Source organism: Geobacillus sp. TFV-3, assembly GCF_009901865.1.
Taxonomy (GTDB): domain Bacteria; phylum Bacillota; class Bacilli; order Bacillales; family Anoxybacillaceae; genus Geobacillus; species Geobacillus thermoleovorans_A.
In genome coordinates this window covers 2,134,317-2,155,676 of the sequence record NZ_MPSP01000001.1, presented here as the reverse complement: position 1 = coordinate 2,155,676, position 21,360 = coordinate 2,134,317, and the positions used below count along the sequence as shown (strand labels likewise).

Sequence of the window (21,360 nt, the reverse complement as noted above, 5' to 3'; positions counted from 1 at the left end):
TCATCTATGTTTTGGACGCAATGGAAACACGGAGAAACGATTGCTCTTCTCATCGAGGAAATCGAAGCACAAATCGCGCCGATTCACCACCGCATCGATGAACGGGTCGATGTCAACCAATACCGCGTGCTTGAGAGCTTCCGCCGCCATCAAGTGAGCGACGCCCACTTCATCCCGTCGACCGGCTATGGCTATGACGATACCGGCCGCGATACGCTCGACCGTATTTACGCCGACGTCTTCGGCGCCGAAGCAGGCCTTGTACGGCCACAAATCATTTCCGGCACGCACGCGATTGCGATCGCGCTGTTTGGCGTGTTGCGCCCGGGCGATGAATTGCTTTACATCACGGGCGCTCCGTACGATACGCTTGAGGAAATCGTCGGCGTCCGCGGCCGCGGCATCGGTTCGTTGAAAGAATTTCAAATCAGCTACCGGAGCGTGCCGCTTACAGAAGACGGATCAGTCGACTTTCCAGCTGTTCGCGAAGCGATCCACGAGCGGACGAAAATGATCGGCATTCAGCGCTCGCGCGGCTATGCGGACCGGCCGTCGTTTACTGTCGAAGAGATCGGCGACATGATTGCATTCGTCAAGTCGATCAAACCGGATGTCGTCGTGTTTGTCGACAATTGCTACGGCGAATTCGTCGAAGAGAAAGAGCCATGCCATGTCGGCGCCGATTTGATGGCCGGCTCGCTCATTAAAAACCCGGGAGGGGGATTGGCGAAAACGGGCGGCTACATTGTCGGCAAGCGGGAATATGTGGAGGCGTGCGCCTATCGGATGACCTCGCCGGGCATTGGAGCGGAAGTCGGTCCGTCGCTTTACAGCTTGCCGGATATGTATCAAGGCTTTTTCCTTGCGCCGCACACCGTGGGCCAGGCGCTCAAGGGGGCGGTTTTTACGGCGGCGATGCTCGAGCGGATCGGACTAAAAACCTCGCCATCATGGAAGGCGAAGCGCACGGATTTGGTTCAGTCCGTCCGTTTTGACGATCCGGAACAAATGGTGGCGTTTTGCCAAGCGATTCAGGCTTCCTCCCCAGTCAACGCTCATTTCACTCCGTATCCGAGCGACATGCCCGGCTATGAAGACAAAGTGATCATGGCCGCCGGCACGTTCGTCCAAGGGGCAAGCATTGAGTTGACGGCCGACGGGCCGTTGCGCCCCCCATATGTCGCGTATGTGCAAGGCGGATTGACGTATTCGCATGTGAAAATCGCCGTCTGTTCCGCCATTGAGCGTTTGCTTGAACAGCGGTTGATTTGTTTGTGAGGAAACGTCACGTTTCATTGACTCATTTCCTAACATTATGGTAAAATAAAGGTATCAAAAGCGAGGAGGAATTGGCATGAGCAGCCAAATTCGTCGTTCCATGCCATTGTTTCCGATTGGGATTGTGATGCAGCTGACCGACTTATCGGCCCGGCAAATCCGCTATTATGAAGAACATGGCCTCGTCACGCCGGCGCGTACGGAAGGCAACCGGCGGCTGTTTTCGCTCAATGACATTGACCGCTTGCTCGAGATTAAAGATTTGATCGACCAAGGAGTCAACTTGGCGGGCATTAAGCAAATTTTTGCCGCGCGGGAGGAAGGGCGCCACGGGCAGGCGGAGAAAGTCGAAAAAGCAGGAAAACCGAAGCTGTCGGACGAAGAACTGCGCGAAATTTTGCGGAATGAATTGCTGCAGGCCGGCCGGTTCCAGCGCGCATCGCTTCGCCAGGGAGATCTCGCTCGCTTCTTTCATTAATGACGGAAAATGATTTCCGAGCCGGGGAGGAGTTTGGACATGGCAAAATATACGCGTGACGACATTCTACACATCGTCAAAGAGGAAAATGTCAAGTACATCCGCCTGCAATTCACCGATATTTTGGGCACGATCAAAAACGTCGAAATTCCGATCAGCCAGCTGGAGAAAGCGCTTAACAACAAAATTATGTTTGACGGGTCGTCGATCGAAGGATTTGTCCGCATTGAAGAGTCGGATATGTATTTGTATCCGGACTTGGATACGTTCGTCATTTTCCCGTGGACTGCAGAAAAAGGAAAAGTCGCCCGCTTTATCTGCGACATTTACAACCCGGACGGCACGCCGTTTGAAGGCTGTCCGCGCTATAACTTAAAGCGGATGCTGAAAGAGATGGAAGCGCTCGGCTTCAACGCCTTTAACTTAGGAGCTGAGCCGGAATTCTTCCTCTTCAAGCTTGACGAAAAAGGACACCCCACGATGGAGCTGAACGATCGCGGCGGCTATTTCGATTTGGCGCCGACGGATCTCGGGGAAAACTGCCGGCGCGACATTGTGCTCGAGCTTGAGGAAATGGGGTTTGAAATCGAAGCGTCCCATCATGAAGTCGCTCCGGGCCAGCATGAGATCGATTTTAAATACGCCCATGCGATTAAAGCGTGCGACGACATTCAAACGTTTAAGCTCGTCGTCAAAACGATCGCCCGCAAACACGGATTGCATGCGACCTTTATGCCGAAGCCGATTTTTGGGATCAACGGTTCAGGAATGCATTGCAACCTGTCGCTGTTCCGCAACGGTGAAAACGCCTTTTTCGATCCGAACGGCGACTTGCAGTTGAGCGATACGGCGCGGCAGTTTATCGCGGGCGTGCTGAAGCATGCGCCGAACTTTACGGCGGTGACGAACCCGACCGTCAACTCGTACAAGCGGCTTGTTCCAGGCTATGAGGCGCCGTGCTACGTCGCTTGGTCGGCGCGCAACCGCAGCCCGCTCATCCGCATTCCCGCTTCGCGCGGCATGAGCACGCGCATTGAGGTGCGAAGCGTTGACCCGTCGGCCAACCCATACTTGGCCATGGCGGTGCTTTTAGCCGCTGGGCTTGACGGCATTCGCAACAAGCTCACTCCTCCGGCGCCAGTGGATCGAAACATTTACGTCATGACGAAAGAAGAACGGCTCGAAGAAGGCATCGTCGATTTGCCGGCAACGCTGCATGAAGCGTTGGAAAACTTGAAGTCGGATGAAGTGATGGTTCATGCGCTCGGCAAACATTTATTCGAGCATTTCGTCGAGGCGAAAGAAATTGAGTGGGATATGTACCGGACAACGGTTCATCAATGGGAATTGGACCAATATATGGAACTCTACTGATTCATAAAAAAAGCTGCCCCGTTTTTTTCAGGGCAGCTTTTTTTATGGGCGCAGGCCGGCACGAGTCAGTCGAACAGGCGATAGACGCCGATCACTTTGCCGAGAATCGTGCAGTCGCGGACGATGATCGGCTCAAGATGGGCGTTTTCCGGCTGCAGGCGGATGTGATCCTTTTCCTTGAAAAACCGCTTCACCGTCGCCTCATTGTCTTCCGTCATGGCGACAACGATGTCGCCGTTGTTGGCCGATGACTGCTGGCGGACGATGACGTAGTCGCCGTCTAAAATGCCGGCTTCGATCATGCTGTCGCCCATCACTTCAAGCATAAACACCTGCTCCTCGCCGACGGCGAGCCGCTTCGGCAGCGGAAAGTAGCCTTCGATGTTTTCCACCGCTGTAATCGGTTGGCCGGCTGTCACCTTGCCGATGATCGGCACCGAGATGATCTCCTCTTTTTCTCTCTCCTTGGTCATATCGTTGTCCAAAATTTCAATGGCGCGCGGCTTCGTCGGATCGCGGCGGATGTACCCTTTGCTTTCTAGGCGCGCAAGATGCCCGTGGACCGTCGAACTTGACGCCAGTCCAACCGCTTCCCCAATTTCCCGCACCGACGGAGGATAGCCTTTTGTTTTTACTTCCTGTTTAATAAACTCTAAAATTTGCTGTTGCCGTTTCGATAGTTTCGTCATTCTTTAACACCTCTCGCCACATCGTTTGCTTTCATTATACCATGAGGAAGATGAAAAAACAAACATAAGTTCGAATTTTTTGTTGACACAAACAAATGTTCTTGGTTATAATGAAAGCAAGCGAACAAACATTCTGGAAAAGGGTGGGGGAAATGGAGAAAACGTTGCTGCATTACTTTCTGTTTTCATTTTTGTTTGCGCTCGTGTTGGCGGGGTTCGTTTACGCCAGCAGCCCGGTCGATAAAAAAGAATACGTGACGATCACGGTCGCTCCCGGCGATACGCTTTGGGGGCTGGCAAAACAGTACGAGCAGGAGCATCATATGCCGCCTGATGAGTTCATCCGCTGGGTCGTCGATGCCAACCATTTGCCGAGCCCGCGCCTTGCCGCCGGTGAACAAATTGTCATTCCTGTGTTAAAATCAAAGCAGGGCGGCTCGGTGGCCGTCAATCAGTGATGGAAAGAAGGGATGGGCCATGAGGGCGGTCATTTACTGCCGAGTCAGCACGGACAAAGCTGAACAGGAAACGTCGCTCGCGAGGCAGCGAGATGAGCTCGAGCGGCTGGCGGCCGAGTGTGGATTGGAAGTCGTCAAAGTGATCGCTGAGCAGGCGAGCGGTTATGAAGCCGACCGCGACGGCGTGTTGGAGCTGCTTTCGCTTTGCGAGGAAGGCGAGGTCGATGTGCTGCTCATTCAAGATGAAACGCGGCTTGGGCGCGGCCATGCGCGCATGGCGGTGCTGCATTGCTTGAAAAAGCAAGGGGTGAAAATATACAGCGCCAGCCATCGCGGGGAGATGCCGCTGTCGGAGGCCGATGAGATGGTGTTATCCATCATCGCTATTGTCGAGGAGTACCAAAGAAAAATACATAACGCCAAAATTAAGCGCGGCATGCAGCGGGCCATCGCCCGCGGCTACCGGCCGGAGCGGAACTTAAGGCGCCGGGGCGAAAACGCCGGGCGCGACCGAATCGATCTGCCGGTTGAGGAGATCGTCCGCTTGCGCGAGCGCGGACTGACGTTTGCTGATATTGCCGCGACGCTGAGAAGCTTTGGCTACGAGGCGTCCAAGGCGACCGTCCATCGCCGTTACCAGGAATATATGGACGAGCAACAAAGGCGGTGTTGATTGTGTGCGGCGCCTGGCCCTAAAGCGGTGAGCGGGCAAAAGGAAACGAAGATGCCATCGTTGCCATTTTCCTGGTTGATCAGATAAGATAAAACAGAGTGAGAATATGGCAGATAGGAGAGATGATCAATGCTTGCCAAACATAAATTAGCCCGCATCAATGAACTGGCAAAAAAAGCGAAAACCGGCGGCTTGTCGGCCGAGGAGACGCTGGAACAAGCGAAGCTGCGCCGCGAATACATTCAAGCGTTCCGCAAGACGATGACCGATATGCTGCATACGGTGACGGTCATTGACCCAACCGGCAACGACGTGACGCCGAAAAAATTAAAGGAAAGCCAGCGGCGGCGCTTCCATTAAACGATCGAAAGAGGGGCGGCCCGGAAAATAACGTTGTACAAGCCGATCGATTTTCTATATGATAGTAAATGACACCATGTTGATGAAAGGGAGGAAGACGATGGCGCATTCAATCGAGGAGTTGGCGATTACGACGATTCGAACGCTGTCGATTGACGCGATCGAAAAAGCGAAATCTGGGCACCCGGGCATGCCGATGGGCGCGGCGCCGATGGCGTACACGCTTTGGACGAAATTTATGAATCATAACCCGGCGAATCCAAACTGGTTCAACCGCGACCGGTTTGTCTTGTCGGCCGGGCACGGGTCGATGCTGTTGTACAGCTTGCTCCATTTAAGCGGCTACGACGTATCGATGGATGACTTGAAACAATTCCGTCAATGGGGAAGCAAAACGCCGGGCCATCCGGAATACGGCCATACGCCGGGCGTGGAAGCGACGACGGGACCGCTCGGCCAAGGGATTGCGATGGCGGTCGGCATGGCCATGGCGGAACGGCATTTGGCGGCTACATACAACCGCGACGGGTTTGAGATCATCAATCATTATACGTACGCCCTTTGCGGCGATGGCGACTTGATGGAAGGCGTGGCGAGCGAAGCTGCGTCACTCGCCGGCCACTTGAAGCTCGGCCGCTTGATCGTTCTGTATGATTCGAACGACATTTCCCTTGACGGCGAGCTTAACTTGTCGTTCTCGGAAAACGTCGCCCAACGTTTCCAAGCGTACGGTTGGCAATATTTGCGCGTTGAGGACGGCAATAACATTGAAGAAATTGCGAAAGCGTTGGAAGAAGCGCGGGCGGACCTCAGCCGGCCGACGCTCATTGAAGTAAAAACGACGATTGGCTACGGCGCGCCAAACAAGGCGGGCACGTCCGGCGTCCACGGCGCTCCGCTCGGCGCGGAGGAGGCGAAGCTGACGAAGGAAGCGTACCGTTGGACGTTTGCCGAAGATTTTTATGTACCGGAAGAAGTGTACGCTCACTTCCGGGAAACGGTGCAAGAGCCAGGAGCGAAAAAAGAAGCGGAATGGAACGAACAGTTCGCCGCGTACGAACGGGCGCATCCGGAATTGGCCGCCGAGCTGAAGCGGGCGATTGAAGGGAAGCTTCCGGAAGGCTGGGAGGCGGCGCTGCCGGTGTATGAAGCGGGCAAAAGCCTGGCGACCCGCTCATCGTCCGGGGAAGTGCTCAACGCCATCGCCAAAGCGGTGCCGCAGTTTATCGGCGGTTCGGCTGACTTGGCGAGCTCGAATAAAACCTTGATCAAAGGCGGCGGCAACTTCCTGCCGGACAGCTACGAAGGGCGCAACATTTGGTTTGGCGTGCGCGAGTTTGCCATGGGGGCGGCGCTCAATGGCATGGCGCTTCATGGCGGGTTGAAAGTGTTCGGCGGCACGTTCTTCGTGTTCTCTGACTATTTGCGTCCGGCGATTCGCTTGGCGGCGCTCATGGGCTTGCCAGTCACCTACGTCTTGACGCACGACAGCATCGCCGTCGGCGAAGACGGCCCGACGCACGAGCCGGTCGAACATCTCGCTTCGCTTCGGGCGATGCCGAACTTGTCAGTCATTCGACCGGCTGATGCCAATGAAACGGCGGCGGCATGGCGGCTGGCGCTCGAATCGACGGACAAGCCGACCGCGCTCGTCTTGACGCGTCAAGATGTGCCGACGTTGGCGGCAACAGCTGAGTTGGCGTATGAAGGCGTGAAAAAAGGGGCGTACGTCGTTTCACCGGCGAAAAACGGCGCTCCAGAGGCGCTGCTGTTGGCGACTGGTTCGGAAGTCGGTCTGGCCGTAAAAGCGCAAGAAGCGCTCGCCGCTGAGGGCATCCATGTCTCCGTCATCAGCATGCCATCGTGGGACCGTTTCGAAGCGCAGCCAAAATCGTACCGCGATGAAGTGCTTCCGCCGGCCGTGACGAAGCGGCTCGCCATTGAAATGGGCGCGTCGCTCGGTTGGGAGCGCTACGTCGGCGCCGAGGGCGACATTTTGGCCATCGACCGATTCGGTGCTTCCGCTCCGGGAGAGAAAATCATGGCCGAGTATGGCTTTACGGTTGACAACGTCGTCCACCGCACAAAAGCGCTGCTCGGCAAGTAACCGGGAAAGCTGTCCTTGCGTTGTTGCAGGGGCAGCTTGTTTTTGTGAAAGATGGCTGCGCCTGGGTCAAGTATTTTCGGGGTTGAATCGAGGGCAAAAGCTAGTTCGTGACGTGTTGCCTGTTTGCGGCCTCATGGCCGCCGCAAACAAAAATCGACAATGTTAGTGAAAAAACTTGCCGTTAATAGACATATTTTTCCCCTTTCCTTTTCTATAATAGAAAATAGATGAACAGAAATGGGGGATGGGGCATGATCCGCTATTGGATTTATTTATTGAATGACGATGTGGCGTCGCATTACCGCCATCGGGCGGAAAAAATTGTCGAACTGCTTCGTGAGCATCAATACGCGAAAGCGCCGCTGAAGGCGATTTGCCGCAAGCAAGTCGAATTTATCACCGAACGGCTGTCATTTTCGCGTCTGGAACTCGGCTTAAAGCAATATTTTGCCGGCCGCGTCGGCAAAAATTTGGAGCGCAATATGTTTGTTTTGCAAAACGACGCCGGCGAGGAAGCGTTGCTTGTCGTGCAAAAGCGCCGTTTGCTTCTTGTCGCTGACAGCGCGCCGCTTGCCGCGGACATCGGCCAGGCGCTCGCTCGGCTTTCGCCGACGTTTTTGGCGGTCGACGCTGATTTTGCCGATTACTGTTGGCTGTCCGCGCCTCGGCAAGGAAGAAAATTTGCGTAATGAAAAGATTTTTGTCGCGAAATATTGTCTAATGACGCATCGTTTAGTACACTGTTAGGGAGACAACAAGAAGGAGGAAAATCGCTGTTATGTGGGGTACGATTCTCGTTGGCGTGCTGGCGCTCATCGCCGGGGTGGCGATCGGATTTTTCGTCGCCCGCAAAACGATGATCAATTATTTGAAGAAAAACCCGCCGATCAATGAACAAATGATCCGGATGATGATGATGCAAATGGGCATGACTCCGTCGCAGAAGAAAATCAACCAGATGATGAAAATGATGAACAATCAACTGAAATAAGCGAAACGGACACTCGATCGAGAGTGTCTTTTTATTTTGTCAAAATGTTCTTTCAAAATTTTTTTAGTTTTGTTACAATAATATGGCGATTGTTCGTCAGCCAAATGAAAGGAGGGCGGGCCTTATGCGCGTGTTTCGCGATTTGTTTTGGTTTTTCCGCCAAGAAAAGAAGGCGTATATCACCGGCATTTTCATGCTTGTCATCGTGGCGTTTTTGGAGATAATCCCGCCGAAAGTGATCGGCTTGTTGGTCGATCATATGAAAAACGGCACGATGACAAAAGAAGTGCTCATCCGCTGGCTCGCCGTCCTAGCCGCGGTTGCGGCGGCGCTTTATGGGCTCCGCTATGCTTGGCGCATTTTCATTTTCGGTTCGGCGGTCAAGCTCGCCCGCCAGCTGCGCAACGAGTTATACCAACATTTTACGAACATGTCGCCGTCGTTTTACCAGCGGAAGCGGATCGGCGATTTAATGGCCCATGCGACGAACGATTTGCAAGCGATTCAGCAGACGGCTGGAAGCGGCATTTTGACGCTTGTTGACTCGGTGACGCTTGGCGCGTTCGTGTTGGCAACGATGGCGTTTTCGATCAGTTGGAAGCTGACGTTGATCAGCCTATTGCCGATGCCCGTGATGGCGGCGGCGACGAGCCGCTATGGAACGATGCTCCATCGTCGGTTTTTAACGGCGCAAGAGGCGTTTTCATCGCTGAACGACAAAGTGCAAGAAAGCATCAGCGGCATTCGCGTTATCAAGGCGTTCGGCTATGAGGAACACGATGTCGAGGCGTTTCGCCGCCAATCGGAAGACGTCGTGGCGAAAAACATCGCCGTCGCCAAAATTGACGCTTTGTTCGACCCGACGATCGGGCTGCTTGTTGGGCTGTCGTTTTTTCTCGCTGTGGCGTTTGGCAGTCAAATGGTTCTGGCGGGCGAATTGACGATCGGCGAGCTTGTGTCGTTTACGGCCTACCTTGGCTTGCTCATTTGGCCGATGTTGGCGTTCGGCTGGCTGTTTAACATTGTTGAGCGAGGGCGCGCTTCGTACGACCGGGTGCGGGCGCTGTTGGCTGAACGAGATGAAATCAACGAACGTCCTGATGCCCTTCACATCGCTCCGCAAGGCGACGTTGAGTATGATGTTCGTCAATTTGCCTATCCGGGGGAGGCGAAGCCGGCGCTTCGGGACATTCGTTTTCAGCTCAAGCGCGGGGCGACGCTTGGCGTCGTCGGCAAAACGGGGGCGGGAAAAACGACGCTGCTTCGCCTGCTGCTGCGCGAGTTTGACGGTTATGACGGCGAGATTCGCTTCGGCGGCCGCGACATCCGCGATTATACGCTTTTCGCGCTCCGTTCGGCGATCGGCTACGTGCCGCAAGACCATTTTTTGTTTTCCACTTCCATCCGCGACAACATCGCTTTTGCGAAACCGGAAGCAAGAGAGGATGAGATAGTCCGAGCGGCGCGGCTGGCCGATATTCATGATGACATTTTGCAGTTTCCCGACGGGTATGAGACGGTCATCGGCGAGCGCGGCGTTTCCCTATCCGGTGGGCAAAAACAGCGGCTGTCAATCGCCCGGGCGCTTCTCATTGACCCAGAAGTGCTCATTTTTGATGACGCGTTGTCGGCCGTGGACGCGAAGACCGAGGCGCGGATTTTAGCGGCGCTCAAACAGGAGCGGCGCGGAAAAACGACGATCATCGCCGCCCATCGTTTAAGTGCGGTTGAGCATGCCGATTGGATTCTCGTCCTTGACGGGGGGCGAATTGTGCAGGCCGGAACGCACGAGCAGCTGATGGCAGAAGACGGCTGGTATCGTGACATGCACCGACGCCAGCAGCTTGAGGCGCTTGCGGAGTGACAACAGGTCTGAACGTTCGAGATCTCGTCAAAAACGAGCGGAGCGAAAAGCCTGAAAATACAAGTTGTTTGTGAGATAGGGGGAAGTGGATGAACGACCGATGGCTGACAACAAAAGAGCAGCGGCGCGTCTTATGGCGGCTGCTCGCTTATATGGGAAGATACAAAAAGGAAACTGCACTTGCATTTGCGCTTCTTCTGTTGGCAACGGCCGGGGAGCTTGCCGGGCCGTATTTGGTGAAAGTGTTCATTGATGACTATTTGGTGCCGGGCCGCCTTGCTTTTGGACCGGTGGCGGCGCTGGCCGCCGCCTATCTCGGTGTGCTCGTCTTGAAAACAATCATTTCCTACTTCCAGCTTGTCGAGTTTCAGCGGCTCGCTTTGCACGTCATTCAAGCGCTGCGGATGGATGTGTTTGCGAAAGTGCACCGGCTCGGGATGAGCTATTTTGACCGGACGCCGGGCGGAAGCATCGTTTCGCGGGTGACGAACGATACAGAAGCGATCAAGGACATGTTCATCAGCGTCCTAGCGGCCTTTGTGCAAAACGGCTTGTTTGTCATCGGCGTGTTTGTCGCCATGTTTTCGCTTGATGCTAAGCTTGCTTTGTTTTGCCTGTTCATCCTTCCGGCGATCGCGTTCATCATGCACACATACCGACGCTACAGCTCGGTGTTTTATCAAGAGATGCGCGAGCGGCTGAGCGAACTGAACGCCAAATTGAACGAATCGCTGCAAGGAATGGCCGTCATTCAAGCGTTCCGCCAGCAGCGCCGTTTATATCAAGAGTTTGCCGCCGTCAATGAAGCGCATTACAAGGCGGGGATGAAAAACATCCACCTCGATGGACTGCTGCTTCGACCGGCAATCGATGTGGTGTATATGTTGTCGATCATGGTCGTGCTCAGCTTTTTTGGCATCACGGCGCTTGACAGTCCAGTTGAGATCGGTGTATTGTACGCGTTCGTCAACTATTTGGAGCGCTTTTTCGAACCGGTGACGCAAATGATGATGCGCCTGTCTCTTTACCAGCAGGCGATCGTTTCCGCCTCTCGCGTGTTTGCCCTTCTTGATCATCAAGAAGAGGCGCCGGCCAATCCAAATTGGTCGCCGCATGTGATCGAGCGCGGGGAAATCGAATTTCGGGATGTCAGCTTTTCCTACGACGGCAAACGGGATGTGCTGAAACGGCTGTCGTTTGTCATCCGTCCAGGCGAGACGGTCGCGTTTGTCGGCCATACCGGCAGCGGCAAAAGTTCGATCATCAATTTGCTTATGCGCTTTTATGAGTTTGACCGCGGCGATATTTTGCTTGACGGACGCTCGATCCGCGATTACTCGCGCGTCGAGCTGCGCCGCCGCCTCGGTCTTGTCTTGCAAGATCCGTTTTTGTTTTACGGGACGGTCAAAGAGAACATTCGCATGTATAATCAGGAACTGGACGACGAAGCCATTAAGGAGGCTGCTCGGCTCGTGCAGGCCGATGCGTTTATTGAACAATTGCCCGGCGGCTACGACCATGTGCTCGCCGAGCGCGGGGCGACGTTATCAAGCGGTCAGCGCCAGCTTCTTTCCTTTGCTCGCACGATCGCTGCCGATCCGAAAATTTTGGTGCTCGATGAGGCGACCGCCCATATTGACACCGAAACAGAGGAAGCGATTCAAGATGCGCTCATGCGCATGCGGAAAGGGCGGACAACAATCGCCATCGCCCACCGTTTATCAACGGTCCAAGATGCCGATCAAATTTTCGTCCTCCATCGAGGCGAAATTATCGAGCGCGGCACACATCAGCAACTGCTGGCGCAAAAAGGGCTTTACTACCAAATGTACTTGTTGCAAAACGGCCTTGTCGACGTCCATGCGTAAATGGCGGCGTTTTGCCGCCCCTGCTTGGAAGAAAAAGAAGAAAGCGCCATGTCCCGCCTAGCGGGAGGCGCTTTGTTTTCGCTGTTTCATTTGTTCATGCTGATAGGCGTTGAGCAGTGTGTCGAGTTCCTTGCTGATTTTCATGGCCGCCGCCGAGTTTAACCCCATTTTGGCCACCGTGTCGACAAGCTCCATCCGCTTTTGTTCAATCAAGGTCAACAATTTGCATTTCGGCACGAATCGACCGTCCTTTGCTTGAAGTATTGTGTATGGTGCTTTATACTATTTTATCAGTGAACGCCAAAATGGAAAATAGAAAAATTGACCAGGAACAATGAGAAACACGTTACGGGAAGAAGGAATTCTGTTAAAATAAAAAGTAAAAAAGCAGGGGCTGGTTCACCAATGAATGATCTCAATCTATTTTTAGCGTTCGGCGCCGGGTTTTTGTCGTTTATTTCTCCGTGCTGCCTGCCGCTTTATCCGGCGTTTTTATCGTATATCACCGGCGTGTCGGTCAGCGAGCTGAAAGAGGAAAACGCGATGATGAACCGCCGCAGCTTATGGCATACGCTTTGTTTTTTGCTTGGCTTTTCTCTCATTTTTATTTCGCTTGGCTTTGGCACCTCGCTGCTTGGAAGGCTGTTTGTTGATTATCAAGATGCGATCCGGCAAATCGGCGCGGTCGTGATCGTCGCTCTCGGCCTCGTCGTCGCCGGGCTGTGGAAGCCGGCGTTTTTGCTGAAAGACCGGCGCATTTCGTTTCGTGAACGGCCGTCGGGATATGTCGGCTCCGTGCTGATCGGCATGGCGTTCGCCGCCGGTTGGACGCCGTGCATGGGGCCGATTTTGGTGGCGGTTGTCGCTCTAGCCGCCACCAACCCGGGCTCAGGAATGGTGTATATGCTTGCTTATACGCTCGGATTTGCCGTTCCGTTTTTCTTGTTGTCGTTTTTTATCGGCAAGCTGCAATGGATCCGCCGCCATAGCGCATCCATCATGAAGGCGGGCGGCTATGTCATGGTGGCGATGGGCGTCGTTTTGTATTTTGACTGGATGACCAAGCTGATTGCTTATACGACAAGCTTGTTTGGAGGGTTTACTGGTTTTTAGCGGCTGTTGTTGGAGGAATATCGTTGAGGAGAGGGCGATGGAAAGATGGCTGCCATTTTAATTGCTGACGATGCAAAGTTTATGCGGATAACGCTGGCGCGCATACTGGAAAAAACGGATCACACCGTAGCCGGTGAGGCGGAAAACGGCAAAGAGGCGGTCGAGCTGTATCGCCGGCTGCACCCCGATCTTGTCATCATGGACATTACGATGCCGGTCATGAATGGGATTGAAGCGGTGCGGGCGATTAAGGAGATCGATCCCGGGGCGAAAATCATCATCTGCTCGGCGCTCGGGCAGCAGCGCATGGTCGTTGAGGCGATTGAAGCCGGCGCCGCTGACTTTATCGTCAAGCCGTTTGAAGAAACCCGCGTGCTCGAGGCGATCGCCCGCCTTTTGTAGGCACGCTTGTAAACGAAGGCGCCGCTTATGACCGCCGGAAGACAGCTGGCTGCGCTCCTCTTGGCAAGCGAGAGGGATGAAGCGAGCGCGGTGTTTGGTGAAGGCGGGGCGGCTGGAGAGGACGGTAGGCAAGCCGAGCGGTTTTTGCTATAATGGCGTTGTCCGTGAATTTTGTCGGAAGAAGGTGATGGCTTTGGCGTTCATTACATCGCTCATCGCCGTTGTGATGGCGTTTTTCATCTTTTTTGTGCGCATGAAGGCGTCGGAAAAGCCGACGAATGCCAAAAAAATTATTTTGCCGCCGCTGTTTATGAGCACCGGGGCGCTGATGTTCATCGATCCAGTCTTTCGCGTTACGCGTGGGGAGCTCATCGAAGCGGTCATTCTCGGCCTGTTTTTCTCGCTGTTTCTCATTAAAACGTCGAAGTTTGAAATCCGCGGTAACGATATTTATTTGAAACGCTCAAAATCCTTTATTTGGATTTTGCTTGGGTTGATTGTCATTCGTCTTGGCTTGAAAACGTATTTAGGAAGAACCATCGACTACCGCCAGTTAAGCGGCATGTTTTATTTACTCGCGTTTTCGATGATTGTCCCATGGCGGATCGCGATGTACGTTTCATACAGAAAGCTGGCGGCGCAGCTGAAACCGCCAGTGCTGACATAAAGAGCTGTCCCGCTGATGGACAGCTCCCTTTTTATTGCGCCAAGCCATTTTGCTTTTTTCGGAATTTCGCCGCCGTGAAGCCGCCTGTACCAACCAGCCGTTTGTTTGGGCAGCTTTGCTATGTTGAAAAAGACGAAAGCCGCTCGTATTCGGACCAAATCGAGAGGCCGATCAGCGGCTTTCCAATAAATGTTGATAAGGGGCAAGATCGATGTTCTTCGCCTGCAATGTCCGGATCAAAAACTTATGGTCGCGCTTGGGGGTTGCGATGATGTAGCCGCGGATCAGCAAGTCGCGTGTGATGCGCGGCGCCTGCTCCTTCAAGGCAAGCTCGCCGATTTTGCCGGCGATCTTTTGCCGCGCGACGTCGCGGAACAATTCCGGCACAGGGCGAACCAATTCCTCAAGCAGCGCTTTTTCTTCTTCCCCCCATAAATGGCGCGTCTGTTCAATGTAATATTCCTGCCAGTCGAGCTCCGATTTTCCATCTTCTTTCGGCAGCCGCTTCAAAAACTTGCGGAACATGAAAAAGCCGCCGATCGACATCATGACAAGCAAAAAGACGACCCACAACAAAATAAACCAAAGAAACCACCCGGTCAGCACGATCCTCACCCCAATGCGTTGATTCAATGTTTTCTTCTCAAGCAGCTTCGAGTCGTTAAGGCTCTTTAAGCAAGATGCGCTGATCGTTATGCTGCTTCCACCCGCGCTTTGAGCGAGATTCGTCTATTATTATGTCGAAAAGCGCGCTGTTTGGCAAGTTTCAGGGGGATATCCGACAGGACCTTGATTCGTTACAGACTGTTACATAACCGTAATGCAACTGTAAAAAAGCTTGTCCCGCCCTACAGCGCCAATGGATTGAAAGTCGCCGGCCACTTTGTGTGGAAAAAATATACAGTGACGTTCCCTTCTTTGCCTGCTAATCTAGAAAACAGAAAAAAAGCCAAAAGGCAACGATGAGGGGGATGCGCAGAGTGAAAAAGATGATTGCAGCGCTCGCGATCACTTGCTGTATGGCGTTAAGCTCTCATGGGCTGTCGGTCGAAGCGGCTGGTCTGTATACATACTATCAAGTGAAAAAAGGCGATACGTTGTCAAAGATCGCCAAACAATATCATATCACGGTTGCCTCGTTAAAGTCATTGAACGGGTTAAAAAGCAATGTGATTTATATCGGCGAAAGGCTGAAAGTGCCGGCTGCGGCGAAGAGATCGGCTTCGGCGCCGGCAAAGAAGAAGGCCATTTCATTAAGCGCGGCTGATCGGAAGTTGCTCGCCCAGCTCGTGCAAGCGGAGACCGGTTCGAGCGAGCCGTTCGCCGGCAAAGTGGAAGTGGCGCTCGTCATTTTGAACCGCACTCAACATCCTGAATTTCCGAAAACGGTGCGCGGCGTCATTTATCAAAAAACGAAATCGGGCTATGCATTTGTGCCGGTGAAAACGGGAAAACTGCCCCGCATTCGGCCGACCAAGCAAGATTACGAGGCGGTCGACAAGGCGCTCGCCTTATTCCCAACTGATCGCCGCGGTTCGCTCTATTTCTACAACCCGAAAATTACGAAAGACAAATGGATGCTGTCGCGTCCGGTGACGATCCGCATCGGGCATCATGTATTTGCCAAGTGAAAGAGGCCAAATGGGGCCTCTTTCTTTTATTTTGCGGATGGCAGCGGGCAGGCGTTGTTTCATCACGATTCGGCAGGAATTTTAGCCAACGGCTGCGAATGTGTGTAACGAGGAGGGGAGCGATCGTGAAAAGAATCAATCTCATCTATAACACGCTGTGTCAGTGGAAGAAGAGCGGAGAGCGGTGGGTGAGCGCGGAGGAACTAGCTGATGCTCTTGGATTGGATCGAGCCAATGTCAGCCGCGATTTGAATCGATTGTGGAGGGAAGGAAAAGTGCAAAAACGGCCGGGGAGGCCGGTGCGATTTGCGGCCGCCGGCAATGGAGCGGCAGCGCCGCGGTTGGACCGGCTCGCTGCTGAGCAGCCGAGTCTGGCCATGGCCATCGAGCAGGGCAAAGCGGCCATCTTGTATCCACCGAAAGGACTGCCGTTGCTGATCGTCGGAGAAACAGGAACGGGAAAGTCGATGTTTGCCCAGCTACTTCATGAGTTTGCCGTTGCCGTTCGCCGGTTTTCGCCCGCGGCGCCGTTTGTCACCTTTAACTGTGCTGACTACGCCAACAATCCGCAACTGTTGCTCGGACAACTGTTTGGAATCCGGAAAGGAGCATACACGGGAGCGCATGAACAAAAAGGGCTGCTTGAGAAGGCGGACGGAGGCATTTTATTTTTAGATGAAGTGCACCGCCTGCCAGCGGAAGGGCAGGAGATGCTGTTTACCTTCATTGACCGCGGCGTCTACCGCCGTCTAGGGGAAACGGATACGGAACGAAAGGCTGATGTACTGTTGATTTGCGCAACGACCGAAAACCCGGAATCCAGCTTGCTGAAAACGTTTCGTCGCCGCATTCCGATGCATATTTGGCTGCCGCCGCTTGAGAAGCGGACGCTCGAGGAACGATATTGCCTCGTCGTGCAATTTTTTCAACAAGAAGCGGTGCGTCTCGGGAAAGACATTCATGTCTCTGCCAATGCGTTGCGCGCCTTTTTGTTTTACCCATGTCCCAACAACGTCGGACAGCTGAAAGCCGACATTCAGCTCGTTTGCGCCAAGGCGTATGCCGACTATGTTACCGGAAAGAAAGACGATGTCCGCATTCAGCGCGCGGACTTGCCGTTTGAGGTGCAAAGCGGGTTGCTGCTTGAGAAAAAGCATCCGCAGGCCGCTACTTTTCCGTTGCCGCACGGTCGATGCGTGTTTTCGGCGCATGGAGGCGAATGCCAACCAGAACTGGGGAATGAGGACCAGCAATCGATTTATGACAATATTGAGCGCAAATACAGTGAGTTGAAAAAGCAGGGCGTCACGGGCGATGAACTGGATTTGCTGCTTGAGATGGACATTGAGCGTTACATTTCGCAATATATGAAAGGGCTCTATCGCCGCATACGCGATCGCCGCGATCTGGAGAAAATAATCGCGCCTGACGTCCTGTCCTTCACCGAGGCGCTGATCGCCTACGCGGAGGACAAACTGGAATGCCGGTTGCCGGAGAAGGTCAGGTATGCGCTTGCATTGCACATTCAAACGGCGCTCAATCGCCTTCGGGCTGGGAACGCAGTGACCCATCCGCGGCTCAACCAGGTGCGCACCGCTTATAAAAAAGAGTTTGCCGTTGCTTTGGACTGCTTGCAGTTCATGGAAGAACAGATGCACATGGATTTTCCCATCGATGAAGCGGGGTTTTTGACTATGTTTTTCGCGCACCGTGACGAAAAAAAAGAAGAACAGGAAGAGCGGGTGGCGGTTGTTGTCATCATGCATGGCAACGGCGTTGCGTCAGCTATGGCGGATGTCGTCAACCAATTGTTGGCAGCCGCATGTGTGCAAGCAGTCGATATGCCGCTCGATGCCGATCCGAAACAAGTGTACGAGCAAGTAAAAGCCATCTTGCAGCCGGTTGCATCGATGAAAGGGGCGCTGCTGCTTGTCGATATGGGATCGCTCGTGTCTTTTGCCCATTTTTTAGAAAAAGAGCTTGCCATTCCAGTGAAAATCATTTCTGCAGCAAGTACGCCGCATGTATTGGAAGCCGCCCGCAAAGCGATGCTCGGCTATTCTCTTGCCGACATTTATAACGAAGTGAAAACCGCAGCGCCATATTACGTACGCCAACCGTTTTGGGAAGAGGAGGGGGCGGAGCAAGATCGACTGGCGATTGTTACGGCTTGTTTGACAGGAAAAGGAAGTGCGCTTGCATTAAAGCATATACTGGAAACTTACTTGCACCTTGATGAACAATGGTGGGAAATTATTCCTATTCATATCGTTGACGAAAAAGAAGCACAAAATCGGTTGTCAAACATGGCCAAACATGTTCGAATCGTTGCCATCGTCAGCCATTTCCAGCTCGATGAACGGATTCCGCACTTTGCTTTGGACGAAGTGCTCAGTTTGAAAGCCATCAAAGAGATACAGGCGCTTGTCGATAGTGAGGAAACGTATATGCATATGACACGAGAACTCGACGGCCATCTTCGCCACCTCTCCCCGGGACAGGCGATCCCGTCGATCCGTGCGGTGCTTGCGTCGATCAGCCAAGAGATTGGATTTCCGGCGCAGTCTCGCGATATGGCCGGGCTTGTCCTTCATTTGTGCTGCCTGCTTGATCGGCTGTTGGCCGGTGAATCATCGAGCGCTGCTGAGATGGGTGATGGTTGTCGTGAACACGAACCGCTGTATACGATCGTGAAGGAGGGGCTGTTTCCGCTTGAACAGCGATATGGCGTCCGCATCGGCGAGAGCGAACTGTGTCACATTATTCGCTTCTTCCGCTCGCTGCAGCAAAAACGGGACACATAAGGCGTTTGTTTCTTTGTTTTGCGCTGTAGATTGAAAACGATTTCAATACACAGTTATCGCTGACTGACACACAATGAACCGATCTCGCTGTTTCGGTGGTTTTTTATTGTTGGCATGGAATTTGCTTGTTAAGATGGTGATCACCAAACAAAGGAGGAACAATGATGAACATTTTGCTCATTTGCGCCGCTGGTATGTCGACGAGTTTGCTTGTAACGAAAATGCAAGAGGCGGCAAAGCAAAAAGGGGTTGAGGCGAACATTTGGGCTGTGTCGGCCGATGAAGCGAAAAGCCATCTCGATCAGGCGGATGTTGTGCTGATTGGCCCGCAAATCCGCTATAAGCTCGCCGCCTTCAAAAAAGAGGGTGAGGCCCGCGGCATTCCGGTCGATGTCATCAGTCCGGCCGACTATGGGCGGGTCAACGGCGCGGGGGTATTGGAATTTGCTTTGCGTCTAACACAATAAAGGGGGGCAGGGTCAATGGATCGGTTCATTCGTGTGTTGGAAGAGCGTGTGATGCCTGTCGCCGGCAGGATTGCCGAACAGCGCCATTTGCAGGCGATTCGTGACGGAATTATTTTGTCGATGCCGTTATTGATCATCGGGTCTTTATTTTTGATTCTTGGCTTTTTACCGATTCCTGGCTATAACGAATGGATGGCGAAATGGTTCGGCGAACATTGGTTAGATAAGCTGCTGTACCCAGTCGGGGCGACGTTCGATATTATGGCGCTTGTCGTCAGCTTCGGAGTCGCTTACCGGTTGGCGGAAAAGTACAAAGTTGATGCGCTTTCAGCCGGGGCGATTTCACTTGCCGCCTTTTTGCTCGCCACTCCGTATAAAGTGCCGTTCACGCCGGAAGGAGCGAAAGAAGCCATTATGGTCAGCGGGGGAATTCCGGTGCAATGGGTCGGCAGCAAAGGTTTGTTTGTCGCCATGATTTTGGCGATTGTGTCGACCGAAATTTATCGAAAAATCATCCAAAAAAACATTGTCATTCGCCTGCCAGATGGAGTGCCGCCTGCCGTGGCCCGCTCTTTTGTCGCTTTGATTCCGGGAGCCGCTGTTCTCGTCGTTGTCTGGGTGGCTCGACTTATTTTGGAAATGACGCCGTTTGAAAGTTTCCATAATATTGTCTCTGTACTCCTAAACAAACCACTCAGTGTGCTCGGCGGCAGTTTATTTGGCGCCATTGTCGCTGTATTGCTTGTGCAGCTACTATGGTCGACTGGTTTGCACGGGGCGGCGATCGTAGGAGGAGTAATGGGGCCGATTTGGCTGTCGCTGATGGACGAAAACCGGATGGTGTTCCAGCAAAATCCGAATGCCGAGCTGCCCAACGTCATCACGCAACAGTTTTTCGATCTTTGGATTTACATCGGCGGTTCAGGAGCGACATTGGCGTTGGCGTTGACCATGATGCTTCGGGCGCGCAGCCGGCAGCTGAAAAGCTTAGGGCGGCTCGCGATCGCGCCTGGCATTTTCAATATTAATGAACCGATTACATTCGGTATGCCGATCGTCATGAACCCGTTGCTTATCATTCCATTCATTCTCGTGCCTGTCGTGCTCGTTGTTGTCTCCTACACGGCGATGGCGACCGGGCTTGTCGCCAAACCGAGCGGGGTGGCTGTACCATGGACGACACCGATCGTGATCAGTGGCTATTTAGCGACGGGAGGCAAAATTTCTGGGAGCATTTTGCAAATCGTCAACTTCTTCATCGCGTTTGCCATCTACTATCCATTTTTCTCGATTTGGGACAAACAAAAAGCGGCTGAAGAGCAGACCGATCCAATGATCTCAAGCGGAGCGGGAACAACGCACTCGCTGTAAATAAGGAGAGAAACGAAATGCCGCGCTATTGCATAGTCAACGCCGATGATTTCGGCTACTCGAAAGGGGTCAACTACGGAATTTTGGAAGCGTTTCAACACGGTGTCGTCACGTCGGCGACGCTGATGGCCAACATGCCAGCGGCAGAACACGCCGCCCGGCTGGCGAAGGAACATTCGGAACTCGGCGTCGGCATTCATTTTGTGCTGACATGCGGCCGGCCGCTGGCCGATGTTCCGTCGCTTGTGAACGAAAACGGGGAGTTTCCGCGGCGCGGGGAGGCGCTTGCCGGCGCTAGACGCAGCGATATCGAGCGGGAGCTTGCTGCCCAATTGGAGCGGTTTTTCTCGCTCGGGCTCTCTCCAACGCATATCGACAGCCATCATCACGTTCATGAGCATCCGAATGTGTTTCCGGTTGTGGAACAATTGGCCGAACGTTATCGGCTGCCGATCCGCCCAGTGCGGACGGCACGGCCGCATCGGCTGACAACCGTCGATGTCTTTTTTCCCGACTTTTACGGCGACGGGTTGACAAAGGACCATTTTTTGACCCTCATTGACCGGATTGACGACGGGCAGACGGCGGAAGTGATGTGCCATCCAGCGTACATTGATGTCCCGCTCGCTGTAGGAAGTTCCTATTGCCAACAGCGGGTCAGGGAGCTTGCCGTCTTGACCAATCCGGAGCTTGCTGAGGCGCTCGCCGAGCGCGGAGTCCGGCTGATCAACTACCGGCAATTTACTAACATGTAGGAGATGGCGT

The 21,360-nt window shown here is 53.5% G+C and carries 23 protein-coding genes; 20 read left to right on the top strand and 3 right to left on the bottom strand.

Annotated elements, in window-relative coordinates:
• Positions 1-6 precede the first annotated feature (6 nt).
• The 3 genes from BJQ97_RS10870 to glnA all read left to right on the top strand — a co-directional run bounded on the left by BJQ97_RS10870 (position 7) and on the right by glnA (position 3,130).
• Entirely contained in the window at positions 7-1,278 is a 1,272-nt protein-coding gene (locus BJQ97_RS10870; RefSeq protein WP_160156582.1) for a methionine gamma-lyase family protein, read from the top strand.
• A 76-nt stretch (positions 1,279-1,354) separates the two neighbouring features.
• Positions 1,355-1,756: a MerR family transcriptional regulator gene (locus BJQ97_RS10865; RefSeq protein WP_044731642.1), complete on the top strand. Its 402-nt coding sequence runs from the start codon at positions 1,355-1,357 to the stop codon at positions 1,754-1,756.
• Between the two features lie 39 nt (positions 1,757-1,795).
• The gene (gene glnA / locus BJQ97_RS10860) at positions 1,796-3,130 is read left to right on the top strand and encodes a type I glutamate--ammonia ligase (protein WP_160156581.1); all 1,335 of its coding nucleotides are present in this window, start codon (positions 1,796-1,798) and stop codon (positions 3,128-3,130) included.
• Between the two features lie 65 nt (positions 3,131-3,195).
• On the opposite strand, the gene lexA is transcribed toward glnA, so the two are convergent.
• The gene (gene lexA / locus BJQ97_RS10855) at positions 3,196-3,819 is read right to left on the bottom strand and encodes a transcriptional repressor LexA (RefSeq protein WP_160156580.1); all 624 of its coding nucleotides are present in this window, start codon (positions 3,817-3,819) and stop codon (positions 3,196-3,198) included.
• A gap of 152 nt (positions 3,820-3,971) precedes the next feature.
• Between lexA and yneA the strand changes: the two genes are divergently transcribed.
• The 8 genes from yneA (at position 3,972) to BJQ97_RS10815 (ending at position 12,140) form a co-directional block, all read left to right on the top strand.
• Positions 3,972-4,277, top strand: coding sequence for a cell division suppressor protein YneA (gene yneA, locus BJQ97_RS10850; protein WP_160156579.1), 306 nt, complete (start codon positions 3,972-3,974; stop codon positions 4,275-4,277).
• A gap of 19 nt (positions 4,278-4,296) precedes the next feature.
• A complete protein-coding gene (locus BJQ97_RS10845) occupies positions 4,297-4,950 on the top strand; it encodes a YneB family resolvase-like protein (protein WP_160156578.1) in 654 nt (217 codons plus the stop codon).
• A 129-nt stretch (positions 4,951-5,079) separates the two neighbouring features.
• Positions 5,080-5,310, top strand: coding sequence for a DUF896 domain-containing protein (locus BJQ97_RS10840; RefSeq protein WP_044731638.1), 231 nt, complete (start codon positions 5,080-5,082; stop codon positions 5,308-5,310).
• A 100-nt stretch (positions 5,311-5,410) separates the two neighbouring features.
• On the top strand, positions 5,411-7,417 hold the full coding sequence (gene tkt, locus BJQ97_RS10835) for a transketolase (RefSeq protein ID WP_160156577.1): 2,007 nt from the start codon (positions 5,411-5,413) through the stop codon (positions 7,415-7,417).
• 251 nt (positions 7,418-7,668) lie between these two features.
• Positions 7,669-8,106, top strand: coding sequence for a sporulation inhibitor of replication protein SirA (sirA, locus tag BJQ97_RS10830; RefSeq protein WP_160156576.1), 438 nt, complete (start codon positions 7,669-7,671; stop codon positions 8,104-8,106).
• 89 nt (positions 8,107-8,195) lie between these two features.
• Complete coding sequence (locus tag BJQ97_RS10825) at positions 8,196-8,408, top strand: YneF family protein (protein ID WP_011230833.1); 213 nt, start codon at positions 8,196-8,198, stop codon at positions 8,406-8,408.
• 124 nt (positions 8,409-8,532) lie between these two features.
• Positions 8,533-10,272 (top strand): ABC transporter transmembrane domain-containing protein, encoded by a 1,740-nt coding sequence (locus BJQ97_RS10820; RefSeq protein ID WP_160156575.1) that lies wholly within the window; start codon positions 8,533-8,535, stop codon positions 10,270-10,272.
• An 89-nt stretch (positions 10,273-10,361) separates the two neighbouring features.
• Positions 10,362-12,140, top strand: a complete 1,779-nt coding sequence (locus BJQ97_RS10815) for an ABC transporter ATP-binding protein (protein WP_160156574.1) — start codon at positions 10,362-10,364, stop codon at positions 12,138-12,140.
• Positions 12,141-12,197: 57 nt separating this feature from the next.
• Here BJQ97_RS10815 and BJQ97_RS10810 read toward each other — a convergent pair whose 3' ends face one another.
• On the bottom strand, positions 12,198-12,377 hold the full coding sequence (locus BJQ97_RS10810; RefSeq protein ID WP_044731630.1) for an aspartyl-phosphate phosphatase Spo0E family protein: 180 nt from the start codon (positions 12,375-12,377) through the stop codon (positions 12,198-12,200).
• Positions 12,378-12,545: 168 nt separating this feature from the next.
• Here BJQ97_RS10810 and BJQ97_RS10805 point away from each other — a divergent pair, with 168 nt between their 5' ends.
• The 4 genes from BJQ97_RS10805 to BJQ97_RS10795 are packed head-to-tail and all read left to right on the top strand — an operon-like array spanning position 12,546 to position 14,322.
• Complete coding sequence (locus BJQ97_RS10805) at positions 12,546-13,253, top strand: cytochrome c biogenesis CcdA family protein (protein ID WP_160156573.1); 708 nt, start codon at positions 12,546-12,548, stop codon at positions 13,251-13,253.
• A 45-nt stretch (positions 13,254-13,298) separates the two neighbouring features.
• On the top strand, positions 13,299-13,655 hold the full coding sequence (locus tag BJQ97_RS10800) for a response regulator (RefSeq protein ID WP_160156572.1): 357 nt from the start codon (positions 13,299-13,301) through the stop codon (positions 13,653-13,655).
• 27 nt (positions 13,656-13,682) lie between these two features.
• A complete protein-coding gene (locus BJQ97_RS17955; RefSeq protein ID WP_268892800.1) occupies positions 13,683-13,808 on the top strand; it encodes a hypothetical protein in 126 nt (41 codons plus the stop codon).
• A gap of 34 nt (positions 13,809-13,842) precedes the next feature.
• Positions 13,843-14,322, top strand: coding sequence for a CcdC family protein (locus tag BJQ97_RS10795; protein WP_407059689.1), 480 nt, complete (start codon positions 13,843-13,845; stop codon positions 14,320-14,322).
• Between the two features lie 171 nt (positions 14,323-14,493).
• On the opposite strand, the gene BJQ97_RS10790 is transcribed toward BJQ97_RS10795, so the two are convergent.
• On the bottom strand, positions 14,494-14,928 hold the full coding sequence (locus tag BJQ97_RS10790) for a DUF2621 domain-containing protein (protein ID WP_031410216.1): 435 nt from the start codon (positions 14,926-14,928) through the stop codon (positions 14,494-14,496).
• A gap of 356 nt (positions 14,929-15,284) precedes the next feature.
• On the opposite strand from BJQ97_RS10790, the gene BJQ97_RS10785 reads away from it, so the two are divergent.
• The 5 genes from BJQ97_RS10785 (at position 15,285) to chbG (ending at position 21,350) form a co-directional block, all read left to right on the top strand.
• Positions 15,285-15,953: a cell wall hydrolase gene (locus tag BJQ97_RS10785; protein WP_201451686.1), complete on the top strand. Its 669-nt coding sequence runs from the start codon at positions 15,285-15,287 to the stop codon at positions 15,951-15,953.
• A gap of 125 nt (positions 15,954-16,078) precedes the next feature.
• Positions 16,079-18,757: a sigma-54-dependent transcriptional regulator gene (locus BJQ97_RS10780; protein ID WP_160156570.1), complete on the top strand. Its 2,679-nt coding sequence runs from the start codon at positions 16,079-16,081 to the stop codon at positions 18,755-18,757.
• 164 nt (positions 18,758-18,921) lie between these two features.
• Positions 18,922-19,224, top strand: a complete 303-nt coding sequence (locus BJQ97_RS10775) for a PTS sugar transporter subunit IIB (RefSeq protein ID WP_160156569.1) — start codon at positions 18,922-18,924, stop codon at positions 19,222-19,224.
• Between the two features lie 15 nt (positions 19,225-19,239).
• Positions 19,240-20,595 carry a PTS cellobiose transporter subunit IIC gene (gene celB / locus BJQ97_RS10770; RefSeq protein ID WP_160156568.1) on the top strand — a complete coding sequence of 452 codons (1,356 nt, stop codon included), beginning with the start codon at positions 19,240-19,242 and terminating at the stop codon, positions 20,593-20,595.
• 17 nt (positions 20,596-20,612) lie between these two features.
• Positions 20,613-21,350 (top strand): chitin disaccharide deacetylase, encoded by a 738-nt coding sequence (chbG, locus tag BJQ97_RS10765; protein WP_160156567.1) that lies wholly within the window; start codon positions 20,613-20,615, stop codon positions 21,348-21,350.
• Positions 21,351-21,360: the final 10 nt, after the last annotated feature.